Annotated in this window: 18 protein-coding genes; 9 read left to right on the forward strand and 9 right to left on the reverse strand. The window is 64.7% G+C overall.

Annotated elements, in window-relative coordinates; genetic code table 11:
- Positions 1 to 4: 4 nt before the first annotated feature.
- The gene (gene hutG / locus FAZ97_RS17835) at positions 5 to 814 is read left to right on the forward strand and encodes an N-formylglutamate deformylase (protein WP_158759777.1); all 810 of its coding nucleotides are present in this window, start codon (positions 5 to 7) and stop codon (positions 812 to 814) included.
- Positions 815 to 872: 58 nt separating this feature from the next.
- Here hutG and FAZ97_RS17840 read toward each other — a convergent pair whose 3' ends face one another.
- The 3 genes from FAZ97_RS17840 to FAZ97_RS17850 all read right to left on the reverse strand — a co-directional run bounded on the left by FAZ97_RS17840 (position 873) and on the right by FAZ97_RS17850 (position 5,005).
- Positions 873 to 2,300 (reverse strand): purine-cytosine permease family protein, encoded by a 1,428-nt coding sequence (locus tag FAZ97_RS17840; protein WP_158759778.1) that lies wholly within the window; start codon positions 2,298 to 2,300, stop codon positions 873 to 875.
- A gap of 116 nt (positions 2,301 to 2,416) precedes the next feature.
- Positions 2,417 to 4,021, reverse strand: a complete 1,605-nt coding sequence (locus FAZ97_RS17845; RefSeq protein ID WP_407671860.1) for a phospholipase D family protein — start codon at positions 4,019 to 4,021, stop codon at positions 2,417 to 2,419.
- A gap of 120 nt (positions 4,022 to 4,141) precedes the next feature.
- The gene (locus FAZ97_RS17850) at positions 4,142 to 5,005 is read right to left on the reverse strand and encodes a LysR family transcriptional regulator (RefSeq protein ID WP_158759779.1); all 864 of its coding nucleotides are present in this window, start codon (positions 5,003 to 5,005) and stop codon (positions 4,142 to 4,144) included.
- A 154-nt stretch (positions 5,006 to 5,159) separates the two neighbouring features.
- Here FAZ97_RS17850 and FAZ97_RS17855 point away from each other — a divergent pair, with 154 nt between their 5' ends.
- The 3 genes from FAZ97_RS17855 (at position 5,160) to FAZ97_RS17865 (ending at position 8,677) form a co-directional block, all read left to right on the forward strand.
- A complete protein-coding gene (locus FAZ97_RS17855; RefSeq protein WP_158759780.1) occupies positions 5,160 to 6,797 on the forward strand; it encodes a gamma-glutamyltransferase family protein in 1,638 nt (545 codons plus the stop codon).
- Between the two features lie 91 nt (positions 6,798 to 6,888).
- Entirely contained in the window at positions 6,889 to 8,217 is a 1,329-nt protein-coding gene (locus FAZ97_RS17860; protein WP_158759781.1) for an MFS transporter, read from the forward strand.
- Between the two features lie 211 nt (positions 8,218 to 8,428).
- Entirely contained in the window at positions 8,429 to 8,677 is a 249-nt protein-coding gene (locus FAZ97_RS17865; RefSeq protein ID WP_158759782.1) for a hypothetical protein, read from the forward strand.
- Between the two features lie 45 nt (positions 8,678 to 8,722).
- On the opposite strand, the gene FAZ97_RS17870 is transcribed toward FAZ97_RS17865, so the two are convergent.
- Positions 8,723 to 9,694 carry a D-2-hydroxyacid dehydrogenase gene (locus tag FAZ97_RS17870; protein WP_158759783.1) on the reverse strand — a complete coding sequence of 324 codons (972 nt, stop codon included), beginning with the start codon at positions 9,692 to 9,694 and terminating at the stop codon, positions 8,723 to 8,725.
- Between the two features lie 265 nt (positions 9,695 to 9,959).
- On the opposite strand from FAZ97_RS17870, the gene FAZ97_RS17875 reads away from it, so the two are divergent.
- From FAZ97_RS17875 to FAZ97_RS17890, 4 genes are all read left to right on the forward strand, one after another.
- Entirely contained in the window at positions 9,960 to 11,150 is a 1,191-nt protein-coding gene (locus tag FAZ97_RS17875; protein ID WP_158759784.1) for a CaiB/BaiF CoA transferase family protein, read from the forward strand.
- 15 nt (positions 11,151 to 11,165) lie between these two features.
- Complete coding sequence (locus FAZ97_RS17880; protein ID WP_158759785.1) at positions 11,166 to 12,143, forward strand: hydroxymethylglutaryl-CoA lyase; 978 nt, start codon at positions 11,166 to 11,168, stop codon at positions 12,141 to 12,143.
- 13 nt (positions 12,144 to 12,156) lie between these two features.
- Complete coding sequence (locus FAZ97_RS17885) at positions 12,157 to 12,540, forward strand: VOC family protein (RefSeq protein ID WP_158759786.1); 384 nt, start codon at positions 12,157 to 12,159, stop codon at positions 12,538 to 12,540.
- 193 nt (positions 12,541 to 12,733) lie between these two features.
- Positions 12,734 to 13,639 (forward strand): LysR family transcriptional regulator, encoded by a 906-nt coding sequence (locus FAZ97_RS17890; RefSeq protein WP_158760972.1) that lies wholly within the window; start codon positions 12,734 to 12,736, stop codon positions 13,637 to 13,639.
- 69 nt (positions 13,640 to 13,708) lie between these two features.
- On the opposite strand, the gene FAZ97_RS17895 is transcribed toward FAZ97_RS17890, so the two are convergent.
- The 4 genes from FAZ97_RS17895 to FAZ97_RS17910 form a co-directional block, all read right to left on the reverse strand.
- Entirely contained in the window at positions 13,709 to 15,154 is a 1,446-nt protein-coding gene (locus tag FAZ97_RS17895; RefSeq protein WP_158759787.1) for an MFS transporter, read from the reverse strand.
- Positions 15,155 to 15,353: 199 nt separating this feature from the next.
- Positions 15,354 to 16,631, reverse strand: a complete 1,278-nt coding sequence (locus FAZ97_RS17900; RefSeq protein WP_158759788.1) for an SUMF1/EgtB/PvdO family nonheme iron enzyme — start codon at positions 16,629 to 16,631, stop codon at positions 15,354 to 15,356.
- Positions 16,632 to 16,766: 135 nt separating this feature from the next.
- Positions 16,767 to 17,522, reverse strand: a complete 756-nt coding sequence (locus FAZ97_RS17905; RefSeq protein ID WP_158759789.1) for a helix-turn-helix domain-containing protein — start codon at positions 17,520 to 17,522, stop codon at positions 16,767 to 16,769.
- 182 nt (positions 17,523 to 17,704) lie between these two features.
- Positions 17,705 to 18,166, reverse strand: coding sequence for a universal stress protein (locus FAZ97_RS17910; RefSeq protein ID WP_158759790.1), 462 nt, complete (start codon positions 18,164 to 18,166; stop codon positions 17,705 to 17,707).
- A gap of 326 nt (positions 18,167 to 18,492) precedes the next feature.
- Here FAZ97_RS17910 and FAZ97_RS17915 point away from each other — a divergent pair, with 326 nt between their 5' ends.
- Complete coding sequence (locus tag FAZ97_RS17915) at positions 18,493 to 20,055, forward strand: MFS transporter (RefSeq protein WP_158760973.1); 1,563 nt, start codon at positions 18,493 to 18,495, stop codon at positions 20,053 to 20,055.
- 167 nt (positions 20,056 to 20,222) lie between these two features.
- Here FAZ97_RS17915 and FAZ97_RS17920 read toward each other — a convergent pair whose 3' ends face one another.
- Positions 20,223 to 20,813, reverse strand: coding sequence for an acyl-homoserine-lactone synthase (locus FAZ97_RS17920; protein WP_158759791.1), 591 nt, complete (start codon positions 20,811 to 20,813; stop codon positions 20,223 to 20,225).
- Positions 20,814 to 20,838 lie beyond the last annotated feature (25 nt).

Below are 20,838 nucleotides of genomic sequence, written 5' to 3' on the forward strand. Positions count from 1 at the left end.
TTCGATGACCGATATCTTTTCGCTGGAACGCGGCACGGCGCCGCTTATCATTTCGATCCCGCATCTGGGCACGCACATCCCCGCCGCGATGCACGGCGAGTACACGGACGTGGCGCTGACCGTCGCCGATACGGACTGGCATCTCGATCGCCTTTACGCGTTTGCGAAGGAACTGGGCGCGACCGTGCTCGGCGCGCGCGTGTCGCGCTATGTGATCGACCTGAACCGGCCGCCGAACGACGAGAGCCTCTATCCCGGCCAGACCACCACGTCGCTGTGCCCGACCGAAACGTTTCGCGGCGAGCCCCTCTACCGCGAAGGCTGTGTGCCCGACGCGGCGGAACGCCAACGCCGCGTGCAGGCATTCTGGCAGCCATATCACGATACGCTCGCCGCTGAACTGAAGCGCCTGCGCGCAGCGCACGCGAATGTGCTGCTGTGGGAGGCGCATTCGATTGCGAGCGTGCTGCCGCGTCTGTTCGACAACAAACTGCCCGACCTGAACATCGGCACCCAGGACGGACGCACGGTGAACGCCGCAGTGCAGGCGCGCGCGGAACGCGCGGCGGCGGCAAGCGGCTATACGTGGATCGCGAACGGCCGCTTCAAAGGCGGCTACATCACGCGCCATTTCGGCGCGCCGCACGACGGCGTGCATGCGATCCAGCTGGAGATGTGCCAGTCCGTCTACATGAACGAAGCGGCGCCGTTCGATTACGTTCCCGCGCTTGCGCAGAAAGTCCAGCCCGTGCTGCGCGAGATGGTGGGCGGCGCGCTGGAGGCCATTCAGCAGATGAACGACGCTGCGGTCTGACGTTCGCCGCAGCGTATTGGGCTCGATGAGGGAAAGGCGGCGCTTTGCGCCGCCTTTCTTATTCCTGCTCGACCGGCAGGATCAGGCGTTCGGGAATCACCGCCGGCGTGAGACGCATGGCGACGTAATAGAGCGCGCCCGGCACGATCAGGCCGAGAATCCACGAGATGTCCGTGCCGCCGAGTGCATCGACGAAGGGCCCCGTATAGAAGCTCGTCGAGATGAACGGCAGTTGCACGAGCACGCCGAGCACGTAGATGCCAATGGCCTTCACGTTCCAGCGGCCATAACGGCCATCTGGGTTCGAGAGCGCCGGTACGTCGTAGCGCGAGCGTGTGAAGCAATAAAAGTCCACGAGATTGATCGCGCTCCACGGCGTGAAGAACGCCAGCAAAAACAGGATGAACGCCGTGAACTCCTTGAGAAACGAGTGACGGCCCGCGAGTGCGACGAGCGTCGAGATGCCGACCATGCCGACGATGTAGACGAAACGATGGCGCGTGGAGATCGCGCGCTTCGCGCGAAACGCGCTCACGATCGTCGCCATCGACATGAAGCTGCCGTACGCGTTGAGCGTGGTGACGGTGAGCTTGCCGAAGGCGATGCTGAAGTAGAGCATCGCGGCCACGGCGCCGCTCGCGCCAAGGCCGACGATATAAGCCACTTCGTGATGCGCGAATGCGTGGCCCGCGAGTGCGGCGGCGAACACGCCGAACACCATCGCGGCCTGCGCGCCGATCACCGAGCCGAGCCCGACCGCGAGGAACGTGCGCGCGGGCGAAGTCGAGCGCGGCAAGTAGCGCGAATAATCGGCAACGTAGGGGCCGAATGCGATCTGCCACGACGCCGAAAGCGACATGGAAAGCAGGAAGCTGGCAATCGAAAAATGGCGGTTGGCCAGCAGTGTGCCGACGTCGTGGTGCGCGAAGAGCTGCGCGAACATGAACATGAACGCGAGCACGCCGATCACGCTGGCAACGCGGCCGACGAAATGAATCGAGCGATAGCCAAGCAGCGTCAGCACGACAATGAGTGCCGCGAACAGGCAGATGCCCGCCGTATCGGAAACGTTGAGCAATTGCGCGGTGGCCTGACCGGCGAGCACCGTGCCGCTGGCGGAAAAGCCGACGTACATGATGCAAACCAGCACGATCGGAATGGCCGCGCCGTAGACGCCGAATTGCACGCGGCTCGAGATCATCTGCGGCAGGCCGAGCTGCGGACCCTGCGCGCCGTGCAGCGCCATGACCGCGCCGCCGATGAGTTGTCCAATCAACAGTGCGATGAGCGACCAGAAAACATCGCCGCCGAGCACGACGGCCAACGCGCCGGTAATGATCGCCGTGACTTGCAGGTTCGCGGAAAGCCAGAGCGTGAACTGGCTGAACAGACGACCGTGGCGCTCCGCATCGGGGATGTAGTCGATCGAGCGTGTTTCGAGGATCTTGCGGCCATCGGTTTCGAGGCTGGCGACGGATTCAGGCATGGCCACGGACGGCTCCGGATAAGGGGGATGTCCGCATCATGTTGAATAGACAACTTTGACGAAATAGGGGATAACCCTCTCGATGCCGATGCGTCGCCGGCCGTGACCTGGCCTGCCTACAACAGCCACTCGATAGGCAGGATGGAGAAGAACCAGACGGTCAGGCGCTGGTTCCATGCGGTGTTCGGCTCGGTGTCGTAGCGAACGACCGTCTCGCCGTCAAGGCGCGTCCAGTAGAGCTTGCCGTTTTCGTCGAGGTGCGCCTGATAGGCGAGCTGCGGCACGCGCGTCCAGAACGCTTTTTCGATCTGGGTGGCGAGCACGGGGCTGTCGATTACGAGCCCGAGTTCGGTATTGAGGTTGGCCGAGCGCGGGTCGAAATTCACCGAGCCGACGAATACGCGCTCGGCGTCCACCGCGAAGGTCTTGGCGTGCAGGCTCGAGCCCGAACTGCCGAAAGGACCACTGCCCGCGGCTTTGCCACTGTATTTACCGGTGCCGGCCGCGCGCCGCAGTTCGAACAGCTCCACGCCGCCTTCGAGCAGCGCCACGCGGCGCCGCGCATAGCCGGAATGGACGGCGGAAACGTCGGTGGCTTCGAGCGAGTTCGTCAGCACGCGCACGGTCACGCCCTGCGCGGCGAGCTGGGTGAAGTATTCCGTGCCCACTTTGCCCGGCACGAAGTACGGCGAAACCAGATCGAGTTCACGATGCGGATCGCCGACTATCTCGTGGAGCTGGCTCAGGATGAGCGTGTCCTTGGGCGCCGTGCCTAGCGCTTTCGCCGGGTCGTCGCTGACCAGTTGCGTCTTCGCCCATTCGAGCGGCAACGTGCCGTCCAGCAGGCGGCGCACGTCGGTGGTCTTGCGCAGCGATTCGATGTATTCGGCCGCGGCAGGATCCGTGCGCGCGGCAAGCGCTGCGCGATCGAGCGTCGCGAGCGCATCGGGCGCCGTGTACGGCAGGATTTGCGACGCGGGGTATGACGAGGCGCTCGCCCAGTAGCGGTCGAAGTCGTGCGCGACGTCGGTGGCGGCGGGACCGATGGCCAGCACGTCGAGATCGGCGAACACCACGCCGTCGGTCGCGCCATAATATTCGTCGCCGACATTGCGGCCGCCCAGAATGGTCGCGACGCCGTCCGCCGTGAGCGACTTGTTGTGCATGCGCCGGTTCAGGCGCGAGAAGTCGGTAACGAAGCCAATGTATTTAGGCCTGCGCGTGACGAACGGATTGAAGAGGCGAACCTCGATGTTCGGGTGCACGTTCAGCGCGGCAAGCGTAGGGTCCAGCGAGGACGGAATACCGTTGTCGTCGAGCAGCAGGCGCACGCGCACGCCGCGGTCGGCGGCCTCGCGCAGTTCTTCGAGCAACAGCGTGCCGGTGAGGTCGTCGCGCCAGATGTAGTACTGGACGTCCAGCGTACGCTGGGCGGCGCGCACGAGCGCCACGCGCGAAGCGAAGGCGTCGAGCGGGTTCTGGAGCGGGTCGACGCCGGTGAAGTCGGGATGGGTGGCGAGTTCGGCCGCTACGGCGGCGCCAAGTTGAGTCGACCGCGCTTGCTCTGCCGTGAGCGCCGTGGTTTGCGTGCGCTCGCCGAGCGGCGGCAATTCCTGACACGCGGCAAGACACGTGGCCAGCGCGACGGCGCATAGCCGCAACATCATGGCGCTCAGTTCCGGCAATCCGTTTGCAGCCACAGCGATGAGCGATCTTTGCATGGAGCGTTCGCTTTTCCGTGTCGATCCCGCTTCGAGGCGCGAAGCGCGAGGCTTCGCGAGTGAGCGTGCAACGACGTCAGCTTACGCGATTGGCGTGGCAGGTCGCAGCAACGCGTTCTGTCACCGACGCAACATGTCTGCAATCGTTTGTGTCAGCAACGTTGGCTTGTGCGCTTTCCGGTGAATCATGCCCACCGAGCGGATGAATGGCCGGCCAGGCAGCGGCACGAGCCGCAAGTTCGGATCGCTTTGCCATTTGCCGCCTTGCAGAACGGGCAGCACGCTCACGCCCACGTCGTTGCGCACCAGCGAGACGATCGTTTCAATCGAGTTCAGCTCCAGATATTCGAGCGGTTCGATGCCTAGCTCGGTCAGTGCGTGGTCGATCACGACGCCAGTCGGCACGCGCCGGTCGAAGCGCAGGAAGCTGCGCTCGCGCAGGATGCGGCGCGCATCGTCGCCGGACGTGGCTCGGCTCGTAACGAGCATCAGCGGCTCTTCGTAGAGCGGCGTCCACGCGAGCGATTCATGCAGCGAGCCATCGGCACTGCCGACCACGACGGCGAGGTCCACGTCGCCGTCTTCGACCATGCGCGCCAGTTCGTTCGAACGCGCCGAGGTGAGGCGCACTTCGAACTCCGGGTGGCCGGTTTTCAGATGCGCGACGGCCAGCGAGAGCGCACCGATCACCGACACCACCGCGCCGATGATGACCGAGCCGCGCAGCGTGTCGCCGGCACTGGCGGGCAGTTCGTCGATCAGCGCCAGAATGTGCTCGACCTTCGCGCAAATCTCGCGGCCTTCGCGAGTGAGCACGACCTGGCGCGCGCGGCGGTCGAAGATCTGGCGGCCGAGCGCCTCTTCGAGCCCGCGCATCTGCAGGCTCACGGCGGCCTGCGTGAGCGCGGTTTTCTCGGCGGCCGTGGCGAACGATCCACTGCGCGCGACGGCCTGCAGGGTGCGCAGCATGCGTAGGGTGAGCATGTAAATAAAACTTAAGTATCGACAATAAAATATTAATATTTTTTTGCCTGATCCTTCAAGATAATCGATAGATCGGCATGAGTCGTGCGCGCCGCAACTGAGTGCGGCGGTGCGCGCGCCGCTGCTTTCGTTCATCACCGGAATTCGAACTCCCATGACGCGCTTCAACTGGCAAAACCCCTATCCGACGCCGCGCCTGCCGGTGTTCGCCCGCAATATCGTTTCGACCTCGCATCCGCTCGCCGCGCAGGCCGGACTGCGTATGCTCTGGAAGGGCGGCAATGCCGTCGACGCCGCCATTGCCGCCGCCGCCGCCATCACCGTGGTCGAGCCGGTCTCGAACGGGCTTGGCAGCGACTGCTTCGCGCTCGTGTGGGACGGCGCGAAACTGCACGGCCTGAATGCGTCGGGCAATGCGCCGGCGGCGTGGAGCGTCGATTACTTCCGCCGCAAGTACGGCGAAGAGAATGGCCTCGCGAAGCAACCCAAGCGCGGCTGGGATACGGTGACCGTGCCGGGCGTGATCGCGGGCTGGGAAGCGCTGCATATGAAGTTCGGCAAGCTGCCGTTCGCGGACCTCATGGAGCCGGCCATCGAGATCGCGGAGCGCGGCCATGCGGTGGCGACCATCGTCACGCGCAAATGGCAGGCGGCGATTCCCGAGCTGCACAACCAGCCGGGTTTTGCGGAGACCTTCATGCCGCGCGGCCGCGCGCCTGAAGTGAGCGAGCGCGTGTGCTTCCCCGGCCACGCCGCCACGCTGCGGCGCCTCGCGAAACATGGCCCGCGCGACTACTACGAAGGCGAACTGGCCGAGCGCATCGCCGCGTTTGCGCGCGAAGGCGGCGCGGCGCTCACGCTCGACGACCTGCGCAACTATCGTCCGGAATGGGTCGAGCCTATCGGCAAGAACTATCGCGGCTACACGGTTCACGAGATTCCGCCGAACGGGCAGGGCATTGCCGCGCTCATCGCGCTGGGCATTCTCGAGCAGTTCGATATGGGCTCGCTCGCGCTCGACAGCCTCGAATCGCAGCATCTGCAAATCGAAGCCATGAAGCTCGCGTTCGCCGACGTCTATCGCTACGTTGCCGACCCGCGTTCGATGGAAGTCACGCCTGAGCAGATGCTCGACGACGCCTACCTCAAGGAGCGTGCGAAGCTGATCGACCCGAAGCGCGCCACGCAGTTCGACTTCGGCATGCCGCGCTCGGGCGGCACGATCTATCTCTCCGCCGTGGACGAGCACGGCATGATGGTGAGCTTCATCCAGTCGAACTACATGGGCTTCGGTTCGGGCGTGGTCGTGCCGGGCACGGGCATCGCGCTGCAGAACCGTGGCTGCGGCTTTTCGATGGACCCGGCCTCGCCGAACGTCGTCGAAGGCGGCAAGCGCCCGTTCCACACCATCATTCCGGCGTTCCTCACGCAGCAGGTGGACGGCCGCCAGGAGGCGGTGATGAGCTTCGGCGTGATGGGCGGCGACATGCAGCCGCAAGGGCATTTGCAGTCGGTCGTGCGCATGCTCGATTACGGCCAGCAGCCGCAGGCCGCGTGCGACGCGCCGCGCTGGAAGGTCAACCGCGACTTCACGCTCGACATCGAATCGACCTTCAACCCGCAAACGGCGCGCGCGCTACAAGGGCTCGGCCACGAGATCAAGGGTATCGACGATCCGTACATGGACTTCGGCTCGGGCCAGTTCATCTGGAAGCTCGACCGCAACGATCCCGAGCGCGGCTATGTGGCCGCGAGCGATACGCGTCGCGACGGGCTCGCAGCGGGCTTTTAAGCGGCGAGCAACGTGTGCCGCGAGTGGGAATGTCTCGCTCGCGGTTCACGACTAACAATGAGTAGACCAAATAAAAACGGAGGAGACTGACATGGAGACCGCTTCATCGGCTTCGAGAACGCCGCTCAGCCGCGGCATGGTGCGCCGCATCGTGTTCTCCTCGTCGATCGGCAATGCGCTCGAGTGGTTCGATTTTCTCGTGTACGGCTACTTCGCGCCGATGATCGCGAAGCAGTTCTTTCCCGTGCACGATGAATGGCTCTCCACGCTGCTCGCGGTCGGCACCTTCGGCATTTCCTTCCTCATGCGTCCGCTCGGCGCGATCGTGCTGGGCATCTACGGCGACCGCAAGGGCCGCAAGGCGGCGCTCACGCTTGCCATCGCGCTCATGATGGCCGGCACGCTCGCCATGGCGGTCATGCCGCCGTATGCGTCGATCGGCATCGCAGCACCGCTGCTGATCCTGCTCGCGCGACTCGTGCAGGGCTTTGCGGTGGGCGGCGAATTCGGCAGCGCGACGGCCTTCATGGTCGAGCACAGCTCAGCGAAGCGTGGCTATTACGCGAGCTGGCAGTTCGCGAGCCAGGGCGCGGCGGCGATTCTCGCGGCGTCGTTCGGCGGCGTGCTCGCATGGTGGCTGCCACCCGAACAACTGCAGGCGTGGGGCTGGCGTGTGCCGTTCTTCTTCGGGCTCGTGCTCGGCCCCGTGGGCTGGTACATCCGCTCGCATCTGGACGAGACGCCCGAATTCGTCGCGAATCAGCAGGCGCAAAGTACACAAGATGCGCGCGCAACGAAGGAGCCTGGGCTCGGCCGCCAATGGGTGAATCTGCTGCTCGCGGTGGGTATCGTCGCGCAGTCCACCGTTGGCGTGTACATCCTCCAGCTCTATATGCCGATGTATGCGGTGAAGCAGTTGCATATGGCGGCGGCAACGTCGTTTGGCGTGGTCGTGCTCAATGGCGGCTTGCAGTTCGTGCTCTCGCCGGTCATGGGTGCGCTCTCGGACCGCATCGGGCGCATTCGCATCATGCTGACCACGTCGATCCTGCTGGCTTCGCTGACCTACCCGATGTTCGCGCTATTGCAGCGTCACCCCACGCTCGGCTGGCTACTCGTGCTCCAGGGCGCGGCGGGCATCTTCAAGGCGGCCTATTCGGGTCCGATGCCCGCGTTGATGTCGGAAATCTTTCCCGTGCGCGTGCGCTCGGCGGGGCTTTCCATTGCGTACAGTCTGGGCGTGACGCTCTTTGGCGGCTTCGCGCCGACGATTGCCGAAGTGCTCATTCACACGACAGGCGATACGCTCGCGCCCGCGTATTACGTCTCGGCCGCCGCCGTGATCTCGGGGGTATCGCTTGCGATCGTCGGTTGGCGCACGATGCGGCAGGCTTCGATGCGGGCCACGCTCGCGAGCTGATGCGCAGAAGTCCGAACTGACCCGATTGCGGTTGCGCTCGCAGAATCGCCCGTAAAAACAGGGCGTGAATGCGGGCGCGGCGTTTTTTCGTGAATGCTTCATGACTTCTTGCGGACCTCGCTGAAGCGTCACGAAAGAGGTGATATAGTCGCCCCCTTACCGCCGTCCGGCGGGGCGAGCATTACGTTTTGTCAGGTTTCAGGAGAAGTATATGGCAGTCGAGTATCGTGGCTTTCGAGTCACTGTCGATGCGAAAGCAGACGCGACGGACACGCAATGGCTGTGCCGCGCGGTGATGGAAGGGGTCGATGCACAAGTGGAAACGGCGAAGCTGCCTTCCGTGGAGCTTGCGATTCCCAAGCTGAAGATCGATGTGCTGATGGCGCTCAGCGTGGTCGAGCAAAACGCGAAGCAAGCCGTCGACGAATACTGGCACGCGAAGCAGCCGGAAATGGCCTGATGTTTCAGGCGCAGGCAACCCCGCTGCGGTTGCCGCGCCTTGCGCTCAACGCGCAGTGACCATCGCGGTCACATTGTTGCGCGGCTTTCCTTCGTAAAACGCCGCAATGTTCTCGATCAGTTGATCCGCAAGCGCCTGCATGGCTTCATCGCTCGCCCACGCAACGTGGGGTGTGAGGATGAATGCCGGATGCGAGACGATGGCCTGGAACGGATGATCGGCAGGCAGCGGTTCCTGCGTCACGACATCGAAACCCGCGCCTGAAATCGCGCCGGATTGCAGCGCATCCACCAGCGCTGCTTCGTTCACGAGTCCCCCACGCGCCGTGTTGATCAGCAAGGGGCGTCGCTTCATGCGCGCGAAGGCCGTTGCGTCGATCAGATCCCGCGTGTCCACGTTGAGCGGACAGTGCAGCGTGATGATGTCGCTGACTTCCAGCAGCGTTTCGAGGGGCACGTAGCCCGCTCGCGCATCGTTGCGCGTTTTGCGCGCGGCGAACAGCACGCGCAGGCCGAGCGCGCGCCCCATTTGCGCGACGGCTTGTCCGAGTGCGCCGTCGCCAATGACACCGAGCGTCGAACCCGCGAGATTGCGGATCGGATAATCGAAAAAGCAGAACTGCCCCGATTCGAGCCAGCGGCCAGCGCGCACGGCGTCGCGATACGCGGCCAGGCCGCGGCGCAGCGCGAATATCAACGCGAACGTATGCTCCGGCACGCTGTTGCCGGCGTAGTCGCGCACATTGCTCACGACGATGCCGCGCGCCGCGCACGCAGCCAGATCGACGTTGTCCGTACCTGTGGCCGCGATGGCGATCATGCGCAGGCGCGTCGCGCCGGCCAGCGCCGCTTCGGTGATGCGCGCCTTGTTCGTGATGACGATATCGGCGTTGCGGATGCGCGCGGCAACCGCTTCGGGTGCCGTGCGCTCGAACGTTTCCAGCGTGTGATCGAAAGGCAGCGGACGAAGCTGCGTCTGGGGCGCGAGTGTGGCGCGATCGAGAAAAACGACGTGCATGGGTTTCTGGCCTGAGCGAAAGAGGGGCAGTACGTCTATTGTCGCCTGCGGCGCCTAAGGGTGGTTTGCCCGTTCCGCCAACTGACTTTCCGATGCGGAAATGCGTAGTGACGCCGCACAGGATGCGAAACGCGTGAACATGCCGAGCGTTCTCCCAGCCTTTCCATTTGCTCAAGCCAGATTGAGCAAGCATCGATTATCAAAGGGTGCGGTCGGGTTCATCATGTTTCCCATAGTCAGTCGCAGACAGTGAGGAGACACAGCCATGCCACGACCACTCGAAGGAATCCGCGTGCTGGAGCTCGGGCAGCTCATCGCGGGTCCGTTTGCCGGCCGCATGCTCGCCGAATTCGGCGCGAGCGTCATCAAGGTGGAGCCGCCCGGCGTGGGCGATCCGCTGCGCAAGTGGCGCCTGCTGCACGACGGCACGTCCGTTTGGTGGGCCGCGCAGTCGCGCAACAAGGAATCCATCACGCTCGATCTGCGCACGCCCGAAGGGCAGGACGTGATTCGCCGGCTCGTCGCGCAAACCGACGTGCTAATCGAAAATTTCCGCCCGGGTACGCTCGAAGGCTGGGGCCTCGGCTGGGACGAACTCAGCGCGATCAATCCAGGCCTCATCATGTTGCGCGTCTCGGGCTATGGGCAGACGGGCCCGTATCGCGACCGGCCTGGGTTCGGCGTGGTCGCCGAAGCGATGGGCGGCCTGCGCCACCTGAGCGGCGAGCCCGAGCGCACGCCGGTGCGTGTGGGCATCTCGATCGGCGATTCGCTTTCCGCGCTGCATGGCGTGATCGGCATCCTGCTCGCGCTGCGCCACCGCGAGCAGCAGGGCGGACGGGGCCAGGTCGTGGACGTCGCGCTCTACGAGTCGGTCTTCAACATGATGGAAAGCCTGTTGCCCGAGTATTCGGTGTTCGGCGCCGTGCGCCAGCCGGCGGGCAGCAGCCTCCCTGGCATCGCGCCGAGCAACGCCTACCGCTGCAGCGATGGCAAGTACGCGCTGATTGCGGGCAACGGCGACAGCATCTATCGCCGCCTGATGGACCTGATCGGGCGCGCGGATCTCGGCAACGATCCCGCGCTCGCGCAGAACGACGGACGGGTCGCGCAGGTCCAGCGCATCGACGCCGCCATCGGCGAGTGGACCGCGCGCCAAACGCTCGACGAGGTGCTCGCGGCGCTCAACGACGCGCGCATTCCGGCGGGGCGCATTTACGATGTCGCGGACATCGCGGCCGATCCCCATTACCATGCGCGCGAGATGATCGTGGACGACACTTTGCCCGATGGCACAGCGGTCCAGGTGCCGGGCGTGGTGCCCAAGCTGTGCGGTACACCTGGCACGATCGAGCGCAGCGCGCCGAAGCTCGGCGAGCATACCGACACGGTGCTGGAATCGATAGGCGTGGACGCCGCGACGCGCGCAGCATGGCGCGAGCGCGGCGTGATCTGAACGGAGAGCGGCAAGATGAGTACCGGAACTAAAGAACACTTCAAGGGCAAGGTGCTGTATCTCAACGAAGTTGCGACGCGCGACGGCTTCCAGAACGAAGCCGCGTTCATCGACACCGACGAGAAGATCGTGCTGATCGACCGCCTGAGCGCTTGTGGCTACGCGAAGATCGAAGTGACCTCGTTCACGTCGCCGAAGGCGATTCCCGCACTGCGCGACGCCGAGGCGGTGATGCACGGCATCAAGCGCGTGCCGGGTGTCGTCTACACGGTGCTCGTGCCGAACGTGCGCGGCGCGGAGCGCGCGCTGTCGTGCAACGTGAATGAAGTGAATCTCGTGATGTCGGTGAGCGAGACCCACAATCGCACCAACTTGCGCATGACGCGCGAGCAGTCGTTCGCGCAGTTGCGCGACGTGATCGATGCGGTGCGCGGCACGGGCGTGGCGATCAATGTTTCGCTCTCCACAGCAATGGGCTGCCCGATGGAAGGCGACGTGCCCGTCGAAGACGTGCTCGGCTGGATGCAGCGTTTCGCCGAACTGGGCGTGCAGGGCGTCACGCTTTGCGACACGACAGGCATGGCGCACCCCGCTCAGGTGCGCGCGCTGTGCGAAAGCGCTGCACAGGCGTTTGGCGCGCTCGAGCTTACGCTGCACTTCCACAATACGCGCGGCATGGCGCTTGCCAATACGCTCGCCGCGCTCGATGCGGGCATCGTGCGCTTCGACGCCTCGCTCGGCGGCCTGGGCGGCTGTCCGTACGCGCCGGGCGCGAGCGGCAACGTGTGCACGGAAGAACTCGTGCACATGCTCGAACTCGACGGCTACGACACCGGCGTCAATCTCGCCGCCGTGCTCGATGCCGCCGCGCTGCTGCCTGGCCTGATCGGCCACGACGTGCCGAGCCAGATTCTCAAGGCCGGCCGCCGGCTCGACCTGCACCCGGTTCCCGAACTGGCGCAAGGCATGCCCGTACAACGGGCGTTCTCATGACAAGGAGCGAAGCATGGCGTTGATCGACCACCTCGACCATCTGGTGCTGACCTGCGTGGACCCCGAGGCCACGAAGCACTTCTATACGGAAGTGTTGCAGATGGAACTGGAGACCTTCGGCGCGGGCCGGCTCGCGTTTCGCTTCGGCAACCAGAAGATCAATCTGCATGTGCGCGGCGCGGAATTCGAGCCCAAGGCGCATGTGCCGGTGCCGGGCGCGCTCGATCTGTGCTTCATCGCCTCGGTGCCGCTCGACGCGGTGATCGCGCAGCTCGCGCAGAAGAACTGGCCGATCGTCGAAGGTCCCGTCGAGCGCACGGGCGCGACGCAGAAAATCCGCTCCGTTTATGTGCGCGACCCGGATCTGAATCTCATCGAGATTTCCGAGCTGATTTAGGCCGGTTCATTTATCTCGCCAGCTTTCGCCGTTGAACCGGGGGGCGCCGGCGCAGCGGCGAGCACGCCGGCCCGAACGGCCGGTACGCGGACGTCCATGACAGGACGTCCGCTTCTCCACGCTCCGATCCGCACTTCCTCCCGAGCCCGCGATGCAGGACAATCGTCTCTCGCGCGGCCTTGCTCCCTTCATCATGGTCAATCCACTTCACTTCGATCTGCAGTCGCTGCGGGTCTTTCTGCTCGTCGCTGAACACGGCAGCCTTACCAAGGCCGCCGAGCACGGGCAACTCACGCTTTCGGCCGTCAGCAAGCGCATTGCCGAGCTTGAAAGCGTGACGGACTGCGCCTTGTTCCTGCGCCGCGCGCGCGGCGTGGAGCTCACGCCCGCGGGGCACGCGCTGCTCGGGCACGCTACGCGCGTGGTCGATCAGGTGAATCGCATGGCCACCGAAATGAGCGATTACGCCGCCGGCGTACGCGGGCATGTGCGCATGTGGGCGAATACGTCGGCGATCGTGCAGTTCCTGCCCGTCGATCTCGCGTGCTTCCTGAATGAGCATCCGGGCATCAAGGTCAGTCTCGAAGAACGGCTGAGCCACGAGATCGTCGAAGCGCTCGGCGCAGGCAAGGCCGACCTCGGCGTGTTCGCCGACAACGTGCCCGCGCCTGGCATCGAGCGGCGGCTCTATCGCCGGGACGAACTCGTGCTGCTCGTACCGCGCAATCATCGCTTCGCCGAACTCGACATCATCCGTTTCGCGGATACGCTCGACGAAGACTATGTGGGCCTGAGCGACGGCAGCTCGCTGCTCGCGCGCATGACGGACGCGGCGTTCGCCATCGAGCGCTCGCTCAAGCTGCGCATCCAGGCCTCGAACTTTGACGGCGTGTTTCGCATGATCGAAGCGGGGCTCGGTATCGGCGTGCTGCCGCGCGACGCCGTGAGCGACGAGCGCGGCAAGGCGGGCGTCGTCAAGATCAAGCTTGCGGACACGTGGGCCACGCGTACGCTATGGATCGGCATGAAGTCGGATAGCGCGCCAAGTTCGGACATCGTGAGCCTGTTCGACTACATGTCGGCGCGCGCGGCGCAATGAAAACCGGGGCGGCCCCGCATGACGCGGCGGCCGCCCCGATGATCGAGGGACGCGCGAGGAATCAGCCGGTCAGACCGGATTGATTTCGTCCTGGCTGCGGCGCGTAGTGAGCGGCCCGAGCGCACGCAGCGTGACGGCGACGACGGCGAGCGCGGCGGAGATCACGCCGAACATCGCAATGGGGCCGTGCTGCGTGAGCACCGGCAACAGGATGAATGGCAGCGCGCTGCTCATGATGCGCGAGAGCGAGTATGTGCTGCCGATGGCGGTCGATCGTACGCTGGCCGGGAAAATTTCGGCCTGGTACACGTGATAAGCGTTGCTGAACACATTCGACGCACAGGTCGTCAGCACGCCGAAGCAAACGATCAGCGCGGCCTGCCCCGAATACGCGAAGCCAAGACCAAAGATCGCAATGGAAACGAGCGAGGCGATCACGAGTGTGCGGCGCTCGATCCAGTTCAGCAGCGGCACGGAGAGCAGCGAGCCGATCGGGTAGCCGAGAAACGAGAGCGCGACGAACAGCGTGCTGCCCGTTACGTCGATGCCGCGGCTCTTCACGACCACGCCTGCGAGCGTGCCGAAGCCGTAGTAGCCGAAGGCCTGAAACAGGTGAAACACGACGAGCATGAAGTAGCGCTTGTCATACGGTGCCCGCCGCAGCACGGCAATACGCTCGGAAAGGCGCAGCGGGTGCTGGCGCGTTTTCGGCTCGGCAAAGTGCTTGGGCATCTGCGCGCCGGCGCTTTGCGCGAAGCGGCCCAACATCGCATAGGCTTCGTCGGCGCGGCCTTGCGCGAGCAGCCAGCGCGGGCTTTCGGGCAGGCGATGCTGCACGGCCAGCACGAACAGGGCGCCAAGGCTGCCGATGGCGAGAATGATGCGCCATCCCGCGATACCGCCGAGATGCAGCGGGTTGAGCCAAACGGCGAGGAAACCGACCAGCGGCACGGCGACATACGACGTGGTATAGGCCCACGCGGCGAGCCGGCCGCGTTTTTCCTTCGGCAGAATTTCCGAGAGGAACGTGTCCGCCACGGGATAGATCGCGCCGACGCCCACGCCGGTCAGAAAGCGGCAGACCACGAGCATGGTGGCGTTCACGGAGAATGCGGCGAACAGCGAAAACGCGCTGTACCACACGAGCGTGAACAGGAAGGCGCGCCGCCGGCCGATGCGGTCGGCGAGACTGCCGAGAAAGAGCGAGCCGAAAAACATGCCGACGAATGCCGAGGCCAGCAGCAGCTTGAACGCGAGGCTGTGCGCGTCGAGGCCATACTCGTTTTGCAGCGCTGCCCCGATCGAGCTGACGAGAAAGATCTCGTACATGTCGAAGAACAGGCCAATGCCGATCACCCACACTACGAAGCGATGCAGCGCACCCACCGGCATGTCGTCCATGAAACCGCTGAGCGTGACGCCTTGGGGGCTTTGAAACGCGGTTTGCGCGGTTAGCGGGCGCCGCGGCGCTTCGCCCGGCGCGCTGCCGCCGAGGTCCAGGGGATGGCTGTTCATGCTGTCTCCAGAATTTTTGATGCCGCGCCATGAGCCGCGGTCGGGGCGCAAATCCATACGGACAGTACGGAAGAGGCGTGATGTAGAGTGTGGGAGATTTTCGCGAGCGCGAAAATTGAGGATGTGTGAAGCGTGCTTTCCCGCGGGGAAAGGCTGATGAGAGGGGCGGCGCCCTCTCATCCATCAGCAACGGGATCGATCAATCCCGAACGCAGCGAAATCCCGCATAAACGTACTGGTAACGCGGCTGGAACCAGTTGCGGAACGTGGGCCGCAACATGCATTGCGCGGTGCGCGGCGAGCCGCCTTTCATTGCGTAGTGCTGACCGTCGAAGAAATTTGCCGAGTACCCCTCGTAGAACGGGAACGCCTTGAAACCCGGCAGTGGCCCGAAGAGCGTGGAAGTCCATTCCCAGCCGTTGCCGTACAGGCCTTCTACGCCCCATGTGCTGGCGCTGTGCGGCGTGGCGTCGACGGCCACCGGGTTCCAGTCGCGGAAATCGAAGTTGTCGGTGTGGCTGGGCAGCGCGCCGTGTGCCGCGCGTTGCCACTGCGCCTCGCTTGGCAGCGCCATGCCGCGCCAGCGCGCAAAGGCGCTGGCTTCGGCGTGACTCACGTACACGGGCCACGCAAGCGGCAAGGCGATGTCTTCGAACATCGTGCGGAGCCGCCAGCCTTCGGGACCGCGCGACCAGAATACGGGGTGCGCTACGTGCTCGCTTTCCTTCCAGGCCCAATCGGCATCATTCCAGAGTTCGCGCCTGTGGTAGCCGCCGTCCTCGATGAATGCGAGAAACGCGCCGTTCGTCACCATGTAGCGGTCGATCTCGAATGCCGGTACGTCGACCTGCTGTTCGCCGAACTCGTTGTCCCAACCGAATAGCCCGCGCTCGACGGTCATACCGAGTTCCGTGCGGCCCGCGGGCACCTGAACCGTCCCGGCCTCGACCTTGTGGAGCGGATTGGCGCGCGTGCCTGGTGCGGCGGGCACCTGCTTTTGCTCGAACGGCAACTGGTGGAGCATGTAGGCGAGCGTTTCGACATGCATGAGCCGGTGTTCGATCGCGACGTTCAGCAACTGCCCCGGCGTGTCGTGATTCGAGGCATCGGGCGGCAGGTCGAGCGTCGCGAGCTGCGCGTCGATGCGGCTGCGCGCATCGCGTCCGTAGGCGAGGACTTCGGCGAGATCGGGCCAGTCGGCGGGCGTATCGGTCGGCAGACCGCCATCGACGGGATCGATGCCGAAAGCGAACAACTGGTCGAGGCGCACATCGGCGGTGGGCAGGTCGAACAGGCGTTTGTCGAAGAGGTTGCGGTCAAATGCTTCCAGATGACCGATATAGAACACGATGCGGTGGCGCTCGCGAATCGGCCGCTCGTAGAGAAACTCGGGCTTGACGACGTTGAAGAGCGCGTCGCTGGCGGTGCGCGCCGCTTCGAGGCGGGCAGCGAGCGTGGGGGATTGCGGGAGATGCATTTCGGCGACTCTCCTTGCGTGGGCGTAGAACGAGACTTTAACGCTGCGCAGGAGTTGTGCCAACGGAGATGCCGCGCCGATGCGGCGCGGCATGGGAAACCCGGGGCGGGCGGCACGTCCGGGGTTTGCCGTGAATTACAGATGCCGCAGGCCTTCGAGATCGATAATGCGGATCAGTTTGCCCTGTGCGTCGATCAGGCCGCGCTTTTGAAATCTCGACAGGGTGCGGCTCACCGTTTCGAGCGTCATGCCGAGATAGCTGCCCATGTCCTCACGCGTCATGCGCAGGTTGAACTCCGCATGTGAGTACCCGCGCTGGCCATTGCGTTCGGAGACGTCCAGCAGAAAGGCGGCGACGCGTTCGTCGGCGGAAAGCGAGCCGAGCACCATCATTTGCGACGATTCGCGGATAAGCTGCTCGCTCATGAGGCGGTGCAGCCGGTCTTGCATGGCGCCGGTTTCGCGGCACAAATGCTTGAGCGCCGAGTAGGGAATGATGCAGACCGAGCTGTCTTCGAGCGCCACGGCGCTGCAGGTGTGGAAGCCGGTGCTGATGCCGTCGATACCGAGCGGGTCGCCGGCCAGACGCAGGCCGGTGACCTGCTCGCGGCCGTCGCGGTGCGCCATGACCGTCTTGAGCGAGCCGGAGCGCGCGACGTAGAGATTGTCGAACGCGTCGCCGGCGCGGTACACGGCTTCGCCGCGCCGCACACTGCGCGCGGAGCAGATCAAGGCTTCGAGTTTGGGCAGGTCGTCGAGGGTGAGGCCCTGGGGCATGCACAGGTGCCGCATGGCGCAAACCGAACAGCGCGTGGACGTGCGCGGTGCCGCCACGGGCGTGCGATTGCTGCGGCGCACAGTGGTATGGGAAACGACGGTAGGATTCAGCATCGACAGTGCTCCTTTGATCTCTGTCCAGGCATTGTCTACCGGGGTCGAATCTCAGATTGGTGGCAAAGTGACGCGCATTTGAGATGCTTGGTGTTGAGCCTTGTCAGAAGGCGCTTGCGCGCCGTCTGACGGAGCGCAAGCGACTCTTTAATAACGTGCCAAACTGCATGCACTGAATGCGACTACTCTTCGGCATTTCCCGCGGCTGACGGGATGAGGAGCACGGGCAGGGTGGACTGCCGCACGCAGCGCTCGGCCACGCTGCCGAGAATGAGGCGCTGGAAGCCGCGGCGGCCGTGCGTGCCCATCACGATCAGATCGGAGCCTTCGGTCTTCGCGGCGTTGAGCACGAGCGTCGGGACGTCGTCGAGCGAGGACGCTTCGCCCGTGAGCATGGCGCCTTGCACGCCTCGCTCGCTCATGGCCTTGTTCATGTCTTCCGCAAGTTCGTTGCCCTGCGCGATCATCTGGTTGCGCAGGATCGACGGATCGTAGCCGGGCGCGTCGAAATACATCGGCGTGTTCTCGATCACGTAATACGGCTGCAGGGTCGAGCCCATGGCCTTCGCCAGGTCGAGCGCGGCTTCGAAGGCGCGGCGCGATGTGGCGCTGCCGTCGACGGCGACAAGGATGCGTTTATACATAAGACCTCCTCTTTGGGTGGGATCGAGAATCGCGCGGTCTCGGGCGATGCTGCTACGAGACGGGCGCGGCGCGTCGTGACTGGCGAAGAGCTTAATGGATCGCAAGTAAAGATGCAGTCGGACTGTATGAAATGTGGAAGGAGCGCGAAGGAAGATCAAGGGGGTTGCGTCGGAATACCGCGGGGCCGCCAGAACTTCTGGCTTTTTCGTCATGTTGCACGCGCACCGTCATACCGCTATCGTTGCCTCTTTTTCGCTCCGCGCAGTCTTCCCCTCCCGTGAAACCTTCCTCCGCTAACCTGCCGTTTCGCGACGCGCTGCTGGCCATGCTCGGCATCGGCCTCGTCAACATGCTCGTCGCACTCGATCAAACCGTTGTCAGCACCGCTTTGCCCTCGATCGTCGCCGAACTGCACGGCTTCGAGTTCTATGCGTGGATCGCGAGCGCCTACCTGCTGGCCTCGGTCGTGACGGTGCCCGTATTTGGCCGGCTCGGCGACTACTTTGGCCGCAAGCGCTTCGTCATTGCCGCCGTGATCGTGTTTACGGTGGCCTCCGTGCTGTGCGGGCTCGCGACCGACATGCGCTTTCTCGCAGCGGCGCGCGCGCTGCAGGGCATTGGCGGCGGGATGATGGTGGGTACGGCGTTCGCCTCGATTCCCGATCTCTTTCCCGACCCGCGCGCGCGGGTCCGCTGGCAGGTCGTCATGGCGGCCGCCTACGGCATCGGCACCGCGGCGGGACCGTCGCTGGGCGGCTGGCTCAGCGAGCACTTTGGCTGGCGCTCGACCTTTCTCGTCAATCTGCCGGTTGGCGTGCTTGCCCTTTATTTCATCTGGGCGCATCTGCCGCGCTACCAGCCGGCGCGCACCGGCGAAGTGCGCATCGACTGGACGGGTGCCGCGCTCGTCGCGCTGGTGCTGGGCGCTTTCCAGACCTTGATCGAGGCGGTGCCCAAGAGCGGCTTGACGACCGGCAACGCCATGCTGGCAGTGGCGGTACTCGCGGGCGCGGCGCTCCTGCTCGCCTGCGAACGCCGCGCGACGCACCCGATCATCCCGCTTGATCTGTTCCGCGACCCGCAGCTAGTCACGTTGTTTACGCTCTCGACGCTTTCGGGCTTCGTGATGTTCTCGCTGATCTTTTTCGCGCCGCTGCTCCTGCAGGGCGGTTTCGGCCTGTCACCGCAGCAGGCGGGCTTGCTCGCCACGCCGATCGCCGCCTGTATCGCGCTAGGCAGCCTGATCAATACGCGTATCGTGATCCGGCTGCGCAAGCCCACGACGATTCTGACGGTCGGCTTCAGTCTGCTGGTCGCGGCTTCCGCCGGCCTTGCCTTCGCGTCCCGAAACACGGAGCACCTCTGGCTCGAGCTGGCGATGTCGGCCGTGGGTATCGGGCTCGGCTTCATCCTGAACAATCTGAACGTATTCGGCCAGGAGATCGCCGGGCGGGAGCGTTTCGGCATCACGACCGCCTTGCTGCAATCCACGCGCATGGTGGGCGGCATGCTCGGCACCAGCGTCGTGGCGACGATCGTCAACCATCGCTATGCGGCTGGCGTGGGGGACGCGCTGGCGGTGATCGGCGCGCCGCTGCAGCAGCGCTGGCAACCTCAGCTCGCCGACCCGCGCGTGCTGATCGACCCGTCGCTGCGCGAGGGCCTCGTTGCGCAGATGAAGGCGGCGGGGCTCGACGGCGCGGCGCTGATCGATGCCGTGCGCCACGTGCTGGTGGACGCGATCCATCTGGGGATCGGCCTGACCGGCTGCGCGGCGCTCGCGGCGGCGCTGTGCGTGGGGCGGATTTCCCACATCCGCTTCGGGCGTAGCGCTGCGGCGGCGCAGAAAAGCGGCGAAGCGAGAGCCGGCGAGGTCAAGGCCGATTGAGGCCCACTAAGGCCCATTAAGGCCCATTAAGGCCGGCCGCGCTCGGGTCCAGGCGGTCGGCGCAGATTATTGGTTATTATTTGTCAGACAAAAACAACAGTACGCCAGGCTGAGCAGGGAACCCACCGCATTGGCCAGCGCCAATCCGCTCCCGCGCGGCTGCGCGCTCAAGCGGCGTGCGCCATCGCCCCGAACAGCGCGTGGTGCGTTTGCTGGCTCATCGCGATTTCCAGCGCGACGGCATTTTCCACGCCAATACGCATCGGCGCGCCAAGCCGCGTCAGCTCGATGCCCGTGCGGCGCAGCAGGCGCTCCATCGGTGTCGTGGTGACCGTCACATAGCTGCTGATGCCCGAGCGGTCGGCGAACGAGACGACCGCGCGCATCGCGCTCATGGTCACGTCGGCGAAGCCGAATGCCTGGTCGTTGCCCGACTCGATGGCGAAGCGGCTCAGTTCCCAGATGTTGCGGGCCGTGGGCGCGGCCTTGCCCTGCAGCAGTTGCGGGAAGGTATCGCGCAACATGTTGGGGCCCTCGGTGGGCATCATGCGCCAGCAGCCGCGCACGTGGCCAGCGCCGTCCTGAATCAGCATGTAATGGGGCCCGAGCGCGTCGTAGCCGTCGATTTCCATCCCTGCGATGGTGGGAATGTCCCAGCCCATGCGGTCGCGGAACACGCGCGCGCGCAGCCGGTACATCTCGTTGATGTCCTCATTGTCGAAGTCCTGTCTCTGTCCGATCCGTATCGCAGCTTGCATGACAACTCTCCCGATTTGTGTGGAA

Origin of the sequence: Paraburkholderia acidiphila (assembly GCF_009789655.1) — a bacterium.
Taxonomy (GTDB): domain Bacteria; phylum Pseudomonadota; class Gammaproteobacteria; order Burkholderiales; family Burkholderiaceae; genus Paraburkholderia; species Paraburkholderia acidiphila.